The following is a 14,944-nucleotide window of genomic DNA, read 5'->3' as shown; positions in this document are numbered from 1 at the left end:
TGAGCAGGTATCAGTCGATGACGCGCTCCATGCGGCGGTGGTCGGGGACGCGGCCGCGTTCGTTGGCGAGTCGCGACTTGCGCTCGCCCACGACCTTGAAGCCGGTGCGCCGGTACAAGGCCTCGGCACGTGGATTGCTGACGGCCACGTCCAGGGCGACGCGGCGGCGTCCGGCGTCGCGGGCCAAGCCGATCAGCTGATCGATCAGCTCGCGGCCTACGCCCTGGCCGCGCAGCTCCGGCAGCACGCCCAGGTGCGCCAGGTAATGCATATCGCCGTCGGGCGGCCGTATCACCGACTCCACCCGCAGGCCGCGCGCGATCACGCCGAGCGCGCGGCGCATGCCGTAATGCCCGACGATCTGCCGCGCGGCCGCCAGGGTGAACGGCCACTTGGTGTCGGCGCCGAAACCCGCCCCCACCGCCACGACACGCCCGTCCACCACGCCCACCCAATGGTTACGCCAACCGAATTCGCCGGCGCCGTCGATAAAGCAATGCCGCAGGAAGGCCTGCGCGTCGCCGCCGTCGCGGGTAGTGAACACGTAGTCGAACGCGGTCGGGCCTGAGCTGTAGATCAGCGGCACGGCCACGTCGGCATCGTCCGCCGCGGCGGGACGAAAGCGCACCTCAAGGCCCGAACGGGCCATCCCCAATACGTTCCCCATGCTCCCCCCAAAGCCATGACGGCTCCCCCGCCCACAGCATAGGGCAGCGCGGTGGCGAGCACAGGTAGGCGGGCCGGCCCGGATCGGGGGACGTGCGGCCAGAGTGCGCCCCGGCGTGCCGCAACCGATAAACTAAGGCTCTTATGCGCGGCCGTATTCCAGACAGCTTCATCGACGAACTGCTTGCCCGCGTCGACATCGTCGACGTGATCGAGCGGCGCGTGCCGTTGAAGAAGGCCGGCCGCGAATGGACCGCCTGCTGCCCGTTCCACAACGAGCGTTCGCCGTCGTTCTACGTGAGTCCCGCCAAGCAGTTCTACCATTGCTTTGGCTGCGGCGCGCACGGCAGCGCGGTGAAGTTCCTGATGGATTACGAGCGCCTGGAATTCCCCGATGCGGTGGAAGAACTGGCGCAATCGGTCGGCCTGACCGTGCCGCGCGAAGGCGGCGACGACCGCCCGCGCGAGGACAAGACCGACCTCTACGCCCTGCTCGACGCCGCCGCCGGCTGGTACGAGAAGGAACTGCCGCGCAGCCCCGAGGCGCAGGCGTACTGCAAGAAGCGCGGGCTGGACGCGGAAACCATCAAGCGCTTCCGCATCGGCTGGGCACCCGCCGGTTTCGACGGCGTGATCAAGGCGCTCGGCGGCAGCGACCGGCGCATGAAGCTGCTCAACGAAGCGGGCATGGTGGCCAGCAACGAACGCGGCAGCCGCTACGACCGCTTCCGCGAACGCCTGATGTTTCCCATCCTCGACCGGCGCGGGCGCGTGATCGCTTTCGGCGGCCGTGTGCTGCAGTCGGAACAGGGCCCCAAGTACCTCAACTCGCCGGAAACACCGCTGTTCCACAAGGGTCGCGAGCTGTTCGCGCTGTGGCAGGTGAAGCAGGCCAATCCGAGCCTGGCGCGCATCGTGGTGGTGGAGGGCTACATGGACGTGATCGCCATGCACCAGGCCGGCTTGCCGATTGCCGTGGCCACGCTGGGCACCGCGACCACGCCGGAACACACCGAGGTGCTGTTCCGCGCCGCGCCGGACGTGGTGTTCTGTTTCGACGGCGATCGCGCCGGCCGCGCCGCGGCGTGGAAGGCGCTGGAGTCCGCCTTGCCGCGCCTGCGTGACGGACGTCAGGCGTATTTCCTGTTCCTGCCCGACGGCGAGGACCCGGACACGCTGATCCGCAAGGAAGGCAAGGACGGTTTCGAAAAGCGCCTGAAGGCGGCCACACCGCTTTCGGAATATTTCTTCGGCGAGCTGGCGCACGACGTGGACACCGCCAGCCTGGACGGCCGCGCACGCCTGGCCGAGCGCGCGCGGCCGCTGATCGCCCGCCTGCCCGACGGCGCGTTCCGCGACCTGATGGCGCAGGAACTGGAAAAGCGCACCGGCGCGCGCGCCAGCCTCGAATCCGCGCCCTCGCCGCGCACCTCGATCAACCGGCCCACCGTGGTGCAGCGCTCGCTGGTGCGCAGCGCCATCGCGCTGCTGCTGGCGCAGCCGGGCGCCGCCGAACAGGTGGAGCGTCCCTATGGCTTCCTGCGGCTGGACAAGCCCGGCGTGGAACTGCTGGCCGAGCTGATCGACATGGCGCGCTCGCGGCCCGGCATCAACTCCGCCATGCTGGTGGAACATTTCGCCGAACGGGCGGAATACCCCGCCCTGCAAAAGCTGATGGCGGCCATGGTGGTCGGCGAGCCGGAAGCCCAGCGCGCCGAATTCTTCGATGCGCTCAAGCGCATGGAACAGCAGGCCGTGATCCAGCGCCGCGACTGGCTCACCGCCAAGAGCCGCGATGGCGCCCTGGACAGCGCCGAAAAGGCCGAGCTGCGCGAACTGCTGGCGGCGCGCGTGGTGCCGCCCGCGTCCGCCTGAGCGGACGCGACAACAGCCTTCTAACCCGCGCCCCGGCAAGATGCCGCCTTGCCCCGGCCCCGACAGGACGTGGGGGCACCGGGCGACCCTGCGCTGCGGCAAGCGTACGGACGTCCGCGTATGGGATCATCGACCCCTCTTTGAGAGGCATTGGGTAGTCCACCAGGGCATGCGTGTAGATGGAACTGCTTGAACGACTGGTCACGGTGTTCGCCGAAAACGGCTACCTCGCGGTGTTCCTCGCGTTGTTGCTGTGCGGCGCCGGCGTGCCTTTGCCCGAGGACATCACCCTGGTGGCCGGCGGCGTCATCGCCGGACTCGGCTACGCCAACGTGCACACCATGTTCGGCATCGGCATGGCCGGCGTGCTGGTGGGCGATGCCGCCATGTTCCTGCTCGGCCACCATTTCGGCGCGCGCATCCTCAAGCTGCGCTTCGTCGCGCGCGTGCTCACGCCCGAGCGCTACGCCAAGGTGCAGGAGAAGTTCGAGCGCTACGGCAACCGCCTGATGTTCATCGCGCGCTTCCTGCCCGGCATGCGCACGGCGGTGTTCATTACCGCCGGCTCCACCCATCGCGTGTCCTTCCTGCGCTTCTTCATGCTCGACGGGCTGGCCGCGCTGATCAGCGTGCCGATCTGGGTGTACCTGGGCTATTTCGGCGCGGACAACCACGAGTGGCTGGCCATGTGGATCCATCGCGGCCAGAACGGCCTGTGGCTGGTCGGCGGCGTGGCGGTGCTGGTGGCGCTGGTGCTGTGGTGGCGGCACAAGCGGCGCGTGGCCTGCGAGCCGGGCTCGCGCTGAGCGGAAATTCCTTCACCGTCATCCGCACGAAGGGAATGACGATGAAGGGCACCTATTTCACTGCCTGGCTGGTTGCGCTTCCGAAGCCACGTCGTCCGCATCCTTGCGATGCCACCAGCCGCCGCCCAGCGCCTGGAACAGTGCCACGGTGTCGGCATAGCGCGCCGCCCTTGCCTGCACCAGGGCCAGTGCGGTCTGCTGCCACGCCAGTTCGCTATTGAGCATGGCGCTCTCGCTCAGGTCGCCCAAGGCCAGCTGCCGCTTCGCCACTTCGAGGCCGTGCGCGGCTGCACGCTCGGCGCGCTCGTTGGCCGCCAGCGCCTGCGCATCCGCGTCGATGGCGTGCAAGGTGTCCGCCACGTTCTGCACCGCCTGCAATACGGCACTGCGGTACTGCGCGGCGGCTTGCTGGTAGGCCGCTTCGGCGCCGCGCTGCTTGTGCTTGAGCGTGCCCCCGTCGAACAACGGCTGCGTCACCGATGCGCCCAGGCTCCAGAAACCGCTGCCCGCGCTGAACACCTTGCTCGCCTTTTCCGAAGTGCCACCAAGCGACCCGGTGATCTGCACGTTGGGCAGGCGATTGGCGATGGCGACGCCCACCTGCGCACTGGCCGAATGCAGCTGCTCTTCGGCCATGCGCACGTCGGGCCGCTGTTCCACCAATTGCGCCGGCAGGCTGAGCGGCAGATCGGTGGGCAGCTGCAGGCTGTCCAAGGTGAACTGTGCGTCCATGCGCTGGTCGGGCGTGCGGCCGGTCAATGCCGCGAGCAGATCGCGCTGCTGGGCCAATTGCTTGTCCAGCGGCGGCAAGGTGGCCTTGCTCTGTTCCAGGGCGGTGATCTGTGCGGCGACGGCTGCATCCGATACATCGCCCAGCGCATGCTGCTTCCGCAAGGTGTCGAGGATGCGCGTCTGCGCATCGATGATGTCGTGCGTCGCGCGAATCTGCGCGCGCAGCGACGCTTCCTCGATGGCCGCGTTCGCCACGTTGCTGGTCAAGGTGAGATACGTGGCCTCCAGCTGATAACGCTGCTGGTTCGCCTGCGCCACCAGCGACTCCACCTGCCGGCGGTTGCCGCCCCACAGGTCGAGTACGTACGACACCGTAACCTGCGCCGTGGTGAGGTTGTAGAGGCTCGCGTTCGACGCCGCGTTGCTCGCCACGTCGTTGGCGGTGTCCTGCCGTATGGCATTGGCGTTGGCGTCGACGGTGGGAAAGTAGGCGCCGCGCTGCGCATACGCGGCCTCCCATGCCACCTTGAGCGCCGCGTGCGCGGCTTCCGCGTCCGCGTTGTGCCTGAGCGCATCGTCGATCAACCCATTCAGCGCTTGCGAATGGAACAGCGTCCACCACTGGCCGGGGATATCCATGGACTGCAGCAGATGCTGCGACTCGCCGCCCGGACCGCTCGCCGACGCGGTATCGCGCGCGATCGGCTGGGGCGCGTACTCCTTCGCCACCGGCGCCTGCGGCCGCTTGTAATCGGGGCCGACGGCGCAGCCGGCGAGCACGGCGGCGATGCCCAGCGCGAGCGCGGAACGGAGACAGCGGAATGTCGTCTTGGTCATGATCACAGCTCCCGCGACGGATGCGGACGGTGCTTGCGGCGATGGCGCTCGATATAACGCTCGATCGCGAAATAGAACGCCGGCAGGATGAACAGCGTCAGCAAGGTGGCGATGGGCAGGCCGCCCACCACCACCGTGGCCAGGCCGCGTTGCACGTCCGTGCCGATGCCGGTGGCCAGCGCCGCCGGCAACATGCCCACGCTGGCGACGGTCGCCGTCATCAGCACGGGACGGAAGCGCTCGGTGGCACCTTCCAGCACGCCATCGAGCAGGCCGTGCCCATGCCTGCGCACGCGGTTGATGTTCGCCACCATGATGATGCCGTTCTGCACCGCCACGCCGAAGAGCGCGATAAAGCCCACCGCCGTGGCGATATTCAACGTCTCGCCGCGCACGTGCAGCGAAATCAGGCCGCCCACGGTCGCCAGCGGCACCACCGCCAGCACCATCACCGCCTGGTGCATCTTGCCGAACTCGAAATACAGGAACACCACCATGATGCCCAGCACCAGCGCCATCACCACGGCAAGGCGGGCCTGCGCGCGCTGCTGGTTCTCGAACGTGCCCGCCCACTGCAGGCGGTAGCTGTCCCGGTCGAAGTGCACCTTGGCATCGATCTGCTGCTGCGCGTCGGCCAGGTATTCGGAAAGCGCGCGATCGCGGTTGTCCACGCGGATGGTGATCTGGCGCTTGCCCTGCTCGTGCGCGATGGTGCTTTCGCCCGTCTTGAAGCGGATGTCCGCCACCTGCTTCAGCGGCACCTGCGCGCCGCTCGCCGAGGTCAGCGGCAGCTGGCCGATGGCTTCCACGTTGTTGGCGGTGGCGTTGGATACGCGCGTGGTGACGTTGTAGATGCGATCGCCCACGTACACCTGCGTCACCGGCGTGCCGCCAATGGCCGTCTGGATCAGGCTGCTGATGTCGCCGATGTTGATGCCGTAGCGCGCCGCCGCGTCGCGGTCCGCCGTGATGGCAAGCTGCGGGATCGGCGGCTCCTGGAAGATCGACGCCTCCGCCGTGCCGCGCACGCCGTGTAGTACGTCGACGATCTCGTTGCCCACGCGGCGAAGCTCGTTGAGGTCGTCGCCGTAGATGCGCAACACCAGTGGACTGTGCGCGCCGCCGATCATGTCGTTCTCGCCATCCACGATGGGCTGGCTGATGCCCACCGAGATGCCCGGAATCTGCTGCATGCGCGCGTTGAAGCGCCGCAGGAACTCCTCCTTGCTCTCATGGTTGGGCCAGGTGTCGTACGGCTTCAGGCCCACGCCGGCTTCCACATGCGACGGCGTCCACGGATCGGTGCCGGTATCGTTGCGGCCCAGCTGCGTCACCACGTACGACACCTCGGGGAACTCGCGAACCACGCGGCGCAGATCCGCCGTCATCTCGCTCGCCTTGTCGAGTGAAAGGCCCGACGGCATCTGCACCTGCAACCACAGCGAACCTTCATCCAGGTCGGGCAGGAACTCCCGGCCGATCGACGCGCCGAGCACGAGCACGCCCACCAGCGCTGCGCCCGCCACGGTATACGCCACCGGCAACCGGCCCAGCAATTTCGCCAGCGCCGCGGTGTAGGCCGCCTGCAGGCGTTCCAGCGGTTTGTTCTTGAATAGCTTGCGCGGCTTGCGCAGGGCTAGGTACGCCAGGCCCGGCGTCAGCGTCACCGTGCACAGCAGCGCCGCCAGCAAGGCATAGCCCACGGTGAACGCCATGGGACGGAACAGCTTGCCCTCGGCATGCTCGAAGGCGAACAGCGGCATGTAGGCAGTGATGATGATCAGTGTGGCGAAGAAGATCGAGCGGCCTACGTGCTTGGTCACCGTCATCACGTCGTCTTCGGTGAGCACCGCGTTGGGCTTTTCCTCGCGGCGCCGGAGTATGGCCTCCGTGACCACGATGGTGCCGTCCACGATCACGCCGAAGTCGATGGCGCCCAGCGAGAACAGGTTCGCCGGCATGTGCGTGAACTGCATCAGGATGAATACCGTCACCAGCGACATCGGAATCGCCACCGCCGCCACCATGGCCGAGCGCGGGCTGCCGAGGAACAGGATCAGCACGATGCACACCAGCCCCACGCCTTCCATCACGGTGTGGAAGACCTTCTCCTTGGTCGCGTTCACCAGGTCGTCGCGGTCGATATACGGCACGATGCGCACGTCCTGCGATGCGAGCTGCCTGTTGAGCTGGTCGACGGTGGCGTGGATGTTCTCGAGCACGCGCGAGGGGTTCTCGTACTTGAGCAGGTCGACAATGCCTTCGATGGTGTCGGGATTGTTGTTCTTGCCCAGGATGCCCTGGCGCACCTGATGGCCGTACTGCAGCTTGCCCAGGTCGCGCACCAGCACTGGCACGCCGTTGCTCTGCGTCACCACGATGTCGCCCAGGTCCTTCAGCGTATGCACCATGCCGATGCCGCGCACGATGTACGACTGGTCGCCGCGCGTGATGCGCCCGCCGCCGGCGTTGGCCGTGTTGGCGGAAATCGCCGCGGTGATCTGACCCACGCTCACGCCGTAATGCAGCAGCTGCGCGGGGTCGAGCTCCAGCTGGAACTCCTTGGTGAAGCCGCCGAAGATGTCCACGTTCGCCACGCCCGGCACTTTCTCCAGCGCGGGAATCACCACCCAGTTCTGGATCTCGGACAACTCCATCAGGTTCTTGCTGGTGGATTCGAGCGTGTAACGGTAGATCTCGCCTGCCGGACCGGAGACGGGATCGAGCCCCGGCGTGACGCCCGGCGGCAGGGTCACCTGGCTGATGCGCTCCTGCACGCGCTGGCGTTCCCAGTAGTCCTCGGCGCCGTCCTTGAACACCAGCGTGATCAGCGACAGGCCGAAGGTGCTGCTCGAACGCATGCTCACGAGGCCCGGCGTGCCGGCCAGCCCGCGCTCCAGCGGAATGGTGATCTGTTGCTCGATCTCCTCGGCGGCCAGCCCCGGCACCTGCGTGGTCACCTGCGCGCTGACGTCGCTGAGCTCCGGATACGCCTCGATGGCCAGCTGCGTCCACGAGTAGTAGCCGAAGCACAGCACCAGGATCGACACGACGATGAAGACCACGCGCTTCTGGAAGCAGAAGTGGAAGATCGCGTTAATCATTGAGCAGGACTCCGCCCTTCACCACCACGCGATCGCCCGCCTTCAGGCCCTTGAGCACGCGCGCGCCGGCCGTCTCGTCGTAGCTCAGCTCCACGGTGCGGCGCTCGAAGGCCCACGGCGACACTTCCACGAACACCGTAGTGTCGTCGTTGTTCATCAGCAGGGCGGAATCGGGCACGAACACCTGCGCTGGCTGCGGCACGGCGATGGTGGCCTTGGCGAACATGTTCGGCTTCAGCCGTCCATCCGCGTTGTCGAACGCCGCGCGCACCATGTCGCGGCGCGTGTCGGCCTGCAGCACCTGGCTGACGAAACTCACCTGACCGTGGAACACCTGGTCGGGATAGGCCGGCAATGTGGCGTCGACGGCCTGCCCTTTCGCGATGCCGCCGACATCGGCCTCCGGCACGTTCGCGGTGATCCACACCGCGTGCAGGTCGGCGATGACCATCAGCGGCGTGGTGGTGTCGTTGACGTAGCTTCCCTGCGCGGCGGACAACGCCGTCACGTAGCCGCTCACCGGCGAGGTGATGCGGATGCCGCGCGCACCGGCGGCCTGCGCACCGGCGTTGAGCGATTGCAGGCGCGTCTGCGCCCGGTTCAATTCGGCCTGCGCCTGGTTGTAACCGCTCTGCGCAGCTTCCAGATCCTTCACGGCATTGCCGCCCGCCTGCTGCACACCGCGGGCGCGGTCGAGCTGCTTCTTCGCGAGCGCCAGTGCATCGCTCGCCTTGGCGGCGTCGGCGCTGGCCTGCGCCATGTCGCCGGACTCGATCACCGCAAGCAACTGGTTGCGCTCGACGTGATCGCCCAGGCCCACCTTCAGTTCGGTGATGCGCCCGGTGAGTGGCGCCACCACGTTGGCGGTATGCGCGGGGTCCGCTTCCACCGTGGCCGGAAACACGCGCGCATGCGGTGCCGCGCGCATCTCCACGGGCGCAATCACCAGCGCCTTGCGCAGCGGTGAGCCATCCGGCACGCGCAATACGCCGTGGTCGTCCACCACCGAGGGCGGCGCTGCCTGGTCGTCAGCGTGATGTGCGCAGGCCGCCAGTGACAGCGCGGCGGCGAAGGCGATGAAAAGCTTGGTCAAACGGTGCGTCATGGGTGTTCCCCTGCAAATACCTGGCGTACGCCTGCCTGACGCGGTCATGGACCACGGGGCAGCGATAGCGAAGGGGATGACGCATGGCTCGAAAGAGCCCAGGCGCATGACCCGCTCGCGGCTATGCCGATGCCGGCCGCCGCGTGCGGACACGCTCCTCAAGGAACGGGCGCAGTCACGGGGTCGACGTCGTCAGCAAGAAATTTCGATGTCAGTCGATGGGTCCGGGTCCAATGTGCCGTTGCTCCGTTACAGGTTGAGTACGATATGAAAGAAGGCTTACGTCAGGTCGTCGCGTGCTCGCGGACAAGACGATCCTGCAGCAATCCCGCGCGTTCCAGTGGCAGGTAGGCCAGCGCCGCCAGGTGCGAATGGATGCGCTTGAGATCACGCAGGATGCGCAGATAGACGTCTCCGCCACCGCCGCCGTCGCGACGCTCGCGCAATGCCTTGATGTGTCGTTCGGATGCCTCGTTCTCCAGCCGCCACAGCGCCTCCTTGCGCGCGACCAGCTGCTGCGCCGCGCGCAGGTCGCCGCGCAGGAACACGGTGAGGCCCAGCCGCAGGCTTTCCATCACCAGCGTGTGCATGGCGGCCAGATCCTGGATGTCATCGGCGGAGAAGTCCTGCCCGCTCGCGGCCTTCTTGGCGGCGAACTCCATCAGGTTGTTGGCGGTGATGTCGCCGATGTGCTCGAAGTTGATGACGAACGCGAGGATCTCCTGGCTGCGCTCGCCGTCTTCCTCGTTCAAGGGCTGGCCGCCGAGATCCGCCAGATATTCGCGGATGGCCATGCCCAGCTTGTCGAGCGAGGGATCCATCCGGCTGATGGCGGCGGCGCGCGTGCGGTCGTCCTTGCCGAACACCTCGACCAGACCCTTGAGCATGCCTTCCACCATGTCCGCCATGCGCATGGATTCGCGCGCCGCGTTCGCCAGCGCGACGTTGGCCGTATCCAGCGCGCCCTCGTCCAGGTACTGCGGCACGCCCGGGTCGTTGGGCTTGGGCGGTTCGGGCAGCAGGCGCACCAGCAGGCGCGCGAGGCTTTCCACCGGCACGATGAAGATCAACGCCAGCGCCACGTTGAAAGCGGTGTGGAAGTTCACCACGATGCGCGCCGGCGATGCGCCCAGCGGCGCGAGCCAATGCGCGATGAGCGGAAGCAAGGGCAGGCAGACCACGCAGCCGAACGCACGCACCATCAGGTTGCCCATAGGCAGGCGACGCGCGAACGGCGTGTGCGCTTCCATCAAGGCGGGGATGGTGCTGCCGAGGTTGGCGCCCAGCACCAGCGCGAGCGCGCCCGGCGCGTCCACCACGCCTGCCGTAGCCAGCGAAACGATCAGCAACACCACGGCCACGCTGGAATGGCAGGCCCAGGTCAGCAGCGCCGCCACCAGCATCGCCAGTACCGGTTCGCTGGCCAGGCTCTGCAAAATGGCATGCAGCACCGCCGCGTTCTCCACCGGCGCCATCGCGCCGACCAGCAGGTGCAGTGCGAGCAGCATCAGCCCCAGGCCGATGGAAACGCGACCGAGGTTCTCGTAGCTCACGTCGTCGGTGCGGCGGTGAATGGTAAAGCCGATCAGGATCAGCACCGGCGCCACGATGGAGATATCGAAGGACATCACCTGCACGATCAGCGTGGTACCCACGTTGGCGCCGAGCATCACCGCCAGCCCCGGCGCCAGGCCAAGGAAACCACTGGCGGCGAACGAGGTGGCCATCAGGCCGGTGGCGGTACTGCTCTGCAGCAGCGCGGTGACGCAGACGCCAAAACCCAGCGCGGCCGGGCGATGGCCAAGGTAACGACCCATCCAACGGCGCAGCATGCTGCCGTAGCCACGCAGCACGCCGCTGGTGACCATGTGCGTGCCCCACAGCAGCAGGGCGACGTAGCCGGCGATATCGAGAAGAGCGAAGGTGCCTTTCATGGCAGGGCCTCCTTTGAAGCGGGATGCAGGGAAGAGCATCCACGCACTCCCTTGCGGGAGTCTTTGGATCGACAGGGTGCCCTCGTGGGCACCCGACTCAATGGGGATGCGTTGCGCTGTCTTTTGCCGTCATTCCGGCGAAGGCCGGAATCCAGTCACGAAGCATGTGGTTTTCGACGCCAGCTCCAGCCTTCATGCGGACTGGCGCGAAAGCCGAACGCCGCCGCTACTGGATTCCGGCCTTCGCCGGAATGACGAGCGTGTGGAGGCTGCGGCAGCCCTTAGCCTGTGGCAGCGCTTGAGCCACCGCAACACCGCATCACAACCAGCGCCCGTACCGCCGGATATACACCAGCTTCATCAACTGGGTCAGCACGCAGTACGTCAGCACCGTCGCGGCCAGCCAGGCGAAGTACACGCCCGGCATCGGCATCATGCCGATCTTGGCGCCCAGGCCCGAATACGGCACCAGCATGCCGACGATGATGATGGCCGTGGTCAGCGCCAGCACCGGCGCCGAGGCGATGCTCTGCACGAACGGGATCTTGCGCGTGCGGATCATGTGCACGATCAGCGTCTGCGTGAGCAGGCTCTCGATGAACCAGCCCGACTGGAAGAACGACTGGTGTTCCGGCGAATTGGCGCCGAACAGGTACCACAGCAGCAGGAACGTGGTGATGTCGAAGATCGAGCTCACCGGGCCGATCCACACCATGAAACGGCCGATGTCACTGGCGTCCCACTTGCGCGGCTTGCGCAGATACTCGTCGTCCATGCGGTCGAACGGGATCGACAGCTGCGAGATGTCGTACAGCAGGTTCAGCACCAGGATCTGCAGCGGCAGCATCGGCAGGAACGGCAGGAACGCGCTGGCGATCAGCACCGAGAACATGTTGCCGAAGTTGGAGCTGGCGGTCATCTTGATGTACTTGATGATGTTTCCGAAGGTGATGCGGCCTTCGATCACGCCCTCTTCCAGCACCATCAGGTTCTTTTCGAGCAGGATGATGTCCGCCGATTCCTTGGCGATGTCGGTGGCGGTATCCACCGAAATGCCCACGTCGGCCTCGCGCAGCGCCGGCGCATCGTTGATGCCGTCGCCGAGAAAGCCCACCGTGTGGCCCTGGCGCTGCAGCGACTTCACCACGCGCGCCTTCTGCAGCGGCGACATCTTGGCGAACACCGTGGTGCGCTTGACCAGCGCGTCCAGCTCCTCGTCGCTCAACGGCTCGATGTGCTTGCCCTGCGCAGAGTGCTCCACGTCCAGGCCCACTTCGTGGCAGATCTTGCGCGTCACCGCCTCGTTGTCGCCGGTGATCACCTTCACCTCGACGCCGTGATGGTGCAGGGCCGCGATGGCGGTGGCCGCGCTGTCCTTCGGCGGATCGAGGAAGGCCAGGCAGCCCACCGCGGTGAGCTCGCTCTCGTCCGCCACGCCGTAGGCGCGGCCCGCCGGCGGCTGGCGCTTGATCGCCACCACCAGCACGCGCAGGCCGTCCTCGTTGAGGCCGCGCGTCATCGCCTTGATCTCGGCGCGCATGGCGTCGGTCATCGGCAGGATCTCGTCGCCCACCTTGGCCGCCGAGCAGATCGACAGCATTTCCTCGACCGCGCCCTTGCATACCAGCAGCTCGTGGCCGTCGCCGTTTCCCAGCACCACGGACATGCGGCGGCGCTGGAAGTCGAACGGGATCTCGTCGACGATGCGGTAGTGCTGCGCCGTTTCCTCCAGGTCGCGATGCTCAAGCACCGCCTTGTCCATCAGGTTCTTCAGGCCGGTCTGGAAGCGGCTGTTGAGGTAGCCGTATTCCAGCGCCTCGTCCGACTCCTCGCCGTAGAGATCGAGGTGGCGCTCCAGCACGATCTTGTCCAGCGTGAGCGTGCCGGTCTTGTCCGTGCACAGCACGTCCATGGCGCCGAAGTTCTGGATCGCGTTGAGGCGCTTCACCACCACCTTGCGCTTGGACATCGCCAGCGCGCCCTTGGCGAGGTTGGCCGTGACGATCAGCGGCAGCATTTCGGGCGTCAGGCCCACCGCCACCGACAGCGCGAACAGGAACGCCTGCAGCCAGTCGTGCTTGTCCAGGCCGTTGATGACGAAGACGATCGGCACCATCACCGCCATGAAGCGGATCAGCAGCCAGCTCACGCTGCTCACGCCACGATCGAAGCTGGTCTGCACGCGCTCGCCCACGATGGTGCGCGCCAGCGAACCCAGATAGGTGCGCGCGCCGGTGGCCACCACCACCGCCGTCGCGCTGCCGCTCACCACATTGGTGCCCATGTAGCAGACGGTGGGCAGGTCCAGCGGATTGTCGCCGTGCTTGCCGCCGTCCAGCTCATCGCCGCTGTGCAGGTGCGCAGGCGCGGATTTTTCCACCGGCAGCGATTCGCCGGTGAGGATGGCCTGGCTGATGAACAGGTCCTTCGCCGAGACCAGGCGCAGGTCCGCCGGCACCATGTCGCCCGCGGCCAGATGCACGATGTCGCCCGCCACCAGCTCGCCCACCGGCACTTCGATGCGCTCGCTGTGGCCGTCCGACGCGCGGCGCGTCACGGTGGCGGTGTTGCGCACCATCGCCTTGAGCTTCTCGGCCGCCTTCGAGGAGCGGTATTCCTGGGTGAAGCTGAGCAGCACGCTGATGCCCACCATCACCGCGATGATGATCGGGCCGGTGAGGTCGCTGCTGTCCGTCGCCAGCTGCACGCCGGCCAGCACCAGCAACACGATGATGAAGGGGTTCTTGAACGCCGTGAGCAACTGCACCGCCCAGTGCGGCGGCTTCTCGTGCGAGACCTCGTTGAGACCGTCGCGATCCAGGCGCTCGCCGATCTGTTCCTCGTTGAGGCCAGCGGCGCTGGTATCGAGCGCCGCATACAGCGCCTCGTTGTGGCGGAACGCCTCCTGCGCAACGGCCACGCGCACCGGCGCGGCGGCGCTCGAGCCGGCCGCCTTGCTGGTGACGGTCTGGGTGGAGTGCTTCAACATGACTCGCTTCCGTGAAATCGGTGACATCTGGGCCGGACCAGCGAGCCGGCGGGGCTACCCCGCGCGTGACGCCAAGACCTGCATTACGGACTTCGCCGCAGTCGCCCCCACGGGACTGGCGGAGGCCAGCCCTTGCGCGGCAGCGTGATGCGCGACGAGGTCTTCATCAGAGACTGGATACCAGCTGCAGATGACGATGCGCTTGCGAAACGGCATGTTCCTTCCGGCGGGCGACCTGATGGCCGCGGGGAGCGTCGGAAAGGCGGTGGGCTTCGGACGACGGGGCATCGTGCGCCTGGCTCAGCGGAGCCGGCACGGTGATCGTCCAGGAACGGGAATCCGCACGGCGGCCCTGGCGGGCGACACGCAGACGGAAGAAATCGCGAAGGAGCTTCATGGCCCTTTCTCCTCGTTAACGGCGCTTTGGCGCCGTCAGAGGTGGGCCGGTCTTCCCTAGTCGAGGAAAGCGCCAGCCGACCGCAGGCGGTCGCCGCAGCAGATCAGCTTGTTATGCAATGCCGGCACCCGATGCTCGCGGATGTCGACGTTGCGACTAGGGTAAACGTCCATATGCCTTGGGTTGATAGGACAGAGGCCACTGATGGGCAAACCGCGCCCGGTGGCGCGCAAATTGTCTTGCTGCGGTGCGGAAGTGTCAACCCTGTGACGGGGATTTTTGGGGCGAAAGTTGTTGCGTTCAGGGGGATGGGCGGTTTGTCTTGGCTGGGGTGACGCGCTGGTCACCCGATATGTACGACGGCCCTGCTCCCTCTCTCCTTCGGGAGAGGTTTTTAACGTTCACGCGACCGGGCCGCCTACGCGGCGGGCGTTTCGATCGTCTGCCGACGCTCGAGTCACTTTTCTTTTGCTGGCCCAAAAGAAAAGTAACCCAAAGA

General features: G+C 66.7%; 9 protein-coding genes. 2 read left to right on the top strand and 7 right to left on the bottom strand.

The window, feature by feature from the left end; all coding sequences use genetic code 11:
* Nucleotides 1-10: 10 nt before the first annotated feature.
* Complete coding sequence (locus tag BDW41_RS06050; RefSeq protein ID WP_074545339.1) at nt 11-649, bottom strand: N-acetyltransferase; 639 nt, start codon at nt 647-649, stop codon at nt 11-13.
* Between the two features lie 161 nt (nt 650-810).
* On the opposite strand from BDW41_RS06050, the gene dnaG reads away from it, so the two are divergent.
* Complete coding sequence (gene dnaG / locus BDW41_RS06045) at nt 811-2,541, top strand: DNA primase (protein WP_074545342.1); 1,731 nt, start codon at nt 811-813, stop codon at nt 2,539-2,541.
* Nucleotides 2,542-2,720: 179 nt separating this feature from the next.
* Nucleotides 2,721-3,347, top strand: a complete 627-nt coding sequence (locus tag BDW41_RS06040; protein WP_074545347.1) for a DedA family protein — start codon at nt 2,721-2,723, stop codon at nt 3,345-3,347.
* A 57-nt stretch (nt 3,348-3,404) separates the two neighbouring features.
* Here the strand turns inward: BDW41_RS06040 and BDW41_RS06035 are convergent, their stop codons facing one another.
* The 6 genes from BDW41_RS06035 to BDW41_RS06010 all read right to left on the bottom strand — a co-directional run bounded on the left by BDW41_RS06035 (nt 3,405) and on the right by BDW41_RS06010 (nt 14,445).
* The gene (locus BDW41_RS06035; RefSeq protein ID WP_074545351.1) at nt 3,405-4,916 is read right to left on the bottom strand and encodes an efflux transporter outer membrane subunit; all 1,512 of its coding nucleotides are present in this window, start codon (nt 4,914-4,916) and stop codon (nt 3,405-3,407) included.
* A gap of 2 nt (nt 4,917-4,918) precedes the next feature.
* On the bottom strand, nt 4,919-8,020 hold the full coding sequence (locus tag BDW41_RS06030) for a CusA/CzcA family heavy metal efflux RND transporter (RefSeq protein ID WP_074545354.1): 3,102 nt from the start codon (nt 8,018-8,020) through the stop codon (nt 4,919-4,921).
* Entirely contained in the window at nt 8,013-9,125 is a 1,113-nt protein-coding gene (locus BDW41_RS06025) for an efflux RND transporter periplasmic adaptor subunit (protein WP_083337439.1), read from the bottom strand. The genes BDW41_RS06030 and BDW41_RS06025 overlap by 8 nt, the downstream gene beginning before the upstream one ends.
* 284 nt (nt 9,126-9,409) lie before the next feature.
* Entirely contained in the window at nt 9,410-11,059 is a 1,650-nt protein-coding gene (locus BDW41_RS06020) for a Na/Pi cotransporter family protein (RefSeq protein WP_074545359.1), read from the bottom strand.
* A 319-nt stretch (nt 11,060-11,378) separates the two neighbouring features.
* Nucleotides 11,379-14,048, bottom strand: coding sequence for a magnesium-translocating P-type ATPase (gene mgtA / locus BDW41_RS06015; RefSeq protein ID WP_074545363.1), 2,670 nt, complete (start codon nt 14,046-14,048; stop codon nt 11,379-11,381).
* A gap of 166 nt (nt 14,049-14,214) precedes the next feature.
* Nucleotides 14,215-14,445, bottom strand: coding sequence for a hypothetical protein (locus tag BDW41_RS06010; RefSeq protein WP_074545367.1), 231 nt, complete (start codon nt 14,443-14,445; stop codon nt 14,215-14,217).
* Between the last annotated feature and the right edge of the window lie 499 nt (nt 14,446-14,944).

The organism is Dyella sp. AtDHG13 (genome assembly GCF_003201105.1).
Taxonomy (GTDB): Bacteria; Pseudomonadota; Gammaproteobacteria; order Xanthomonadales; family Rhodanobacteraceae; genus Dyella; species Dyella jiangningensis_B.
This window is presented reverse-complemented; position numbering and strand designations above follow the sequence as displayed.

Coding starts and splice junctions, on each gene's coding strand:
- BDW41_RS06050 (WP_074545339.1), bottom strand. CDS start 649: ATGGCCCGTTCGGGCCTTGAGGTGCGCTTTCGTCCCGCCGCGGCGGAC.
- dnaG (WP_074545342.1), top strand. CDS start 811: ATGCGCGGCCGTATTCCAGACAGCTTCATCGACGAACTGCTTGCCCGC.
- BDW41_RS06040 (WP_074545347.1), top strand. CDS start 2,721: ATGGAACTGCTTGAACGACTGGTCACGGTGTTCGCCGAAAACGGCTAC.
- BDW41_RS06035 (WP_074545351.1), bottom strand. CDS start 4,916: ATGACCAAGACGACATTCCGCTGTCTCCGTTCCGCGCTCGCGCTGGGC.
- BDW41_RS06030 (WP_074545354.1), bottom strand. CDS start 8,020: ATGATTAACGCGATCTTCCACTTCTGCTTCCAGAAGCGCGTGGTCTTC.
- BDW41_RS06025 (WP_083337439.1), bottom strand. CDS start 9,125: ATGACGCACCGTTTGACCAAGCTTTTCATCGCCTTCGCCGCCGCGCTG.
- BDW41_RS06020 (WP_074545359.1), bottom strand. CDS start 11,059: ATGAAAGGCACCTTCGCTCTTCTCGATATCGCCGGCTACGTCGCCCTG.
- mgtA (WP_074545363.1), bottom strand. CDS start 14,048: ATGTTGAAGCACTCCACCCAGACCGTCACCAGCAAGGCGGCCGGCTCG.
- BDW41_RS06010 (WP_074545367.1), bottom strand. CDS start 14,445: ATGAAGCTCCTTCGCGATTTCTTCCGTCTGCGTGTCGCCCGCCAGGGC.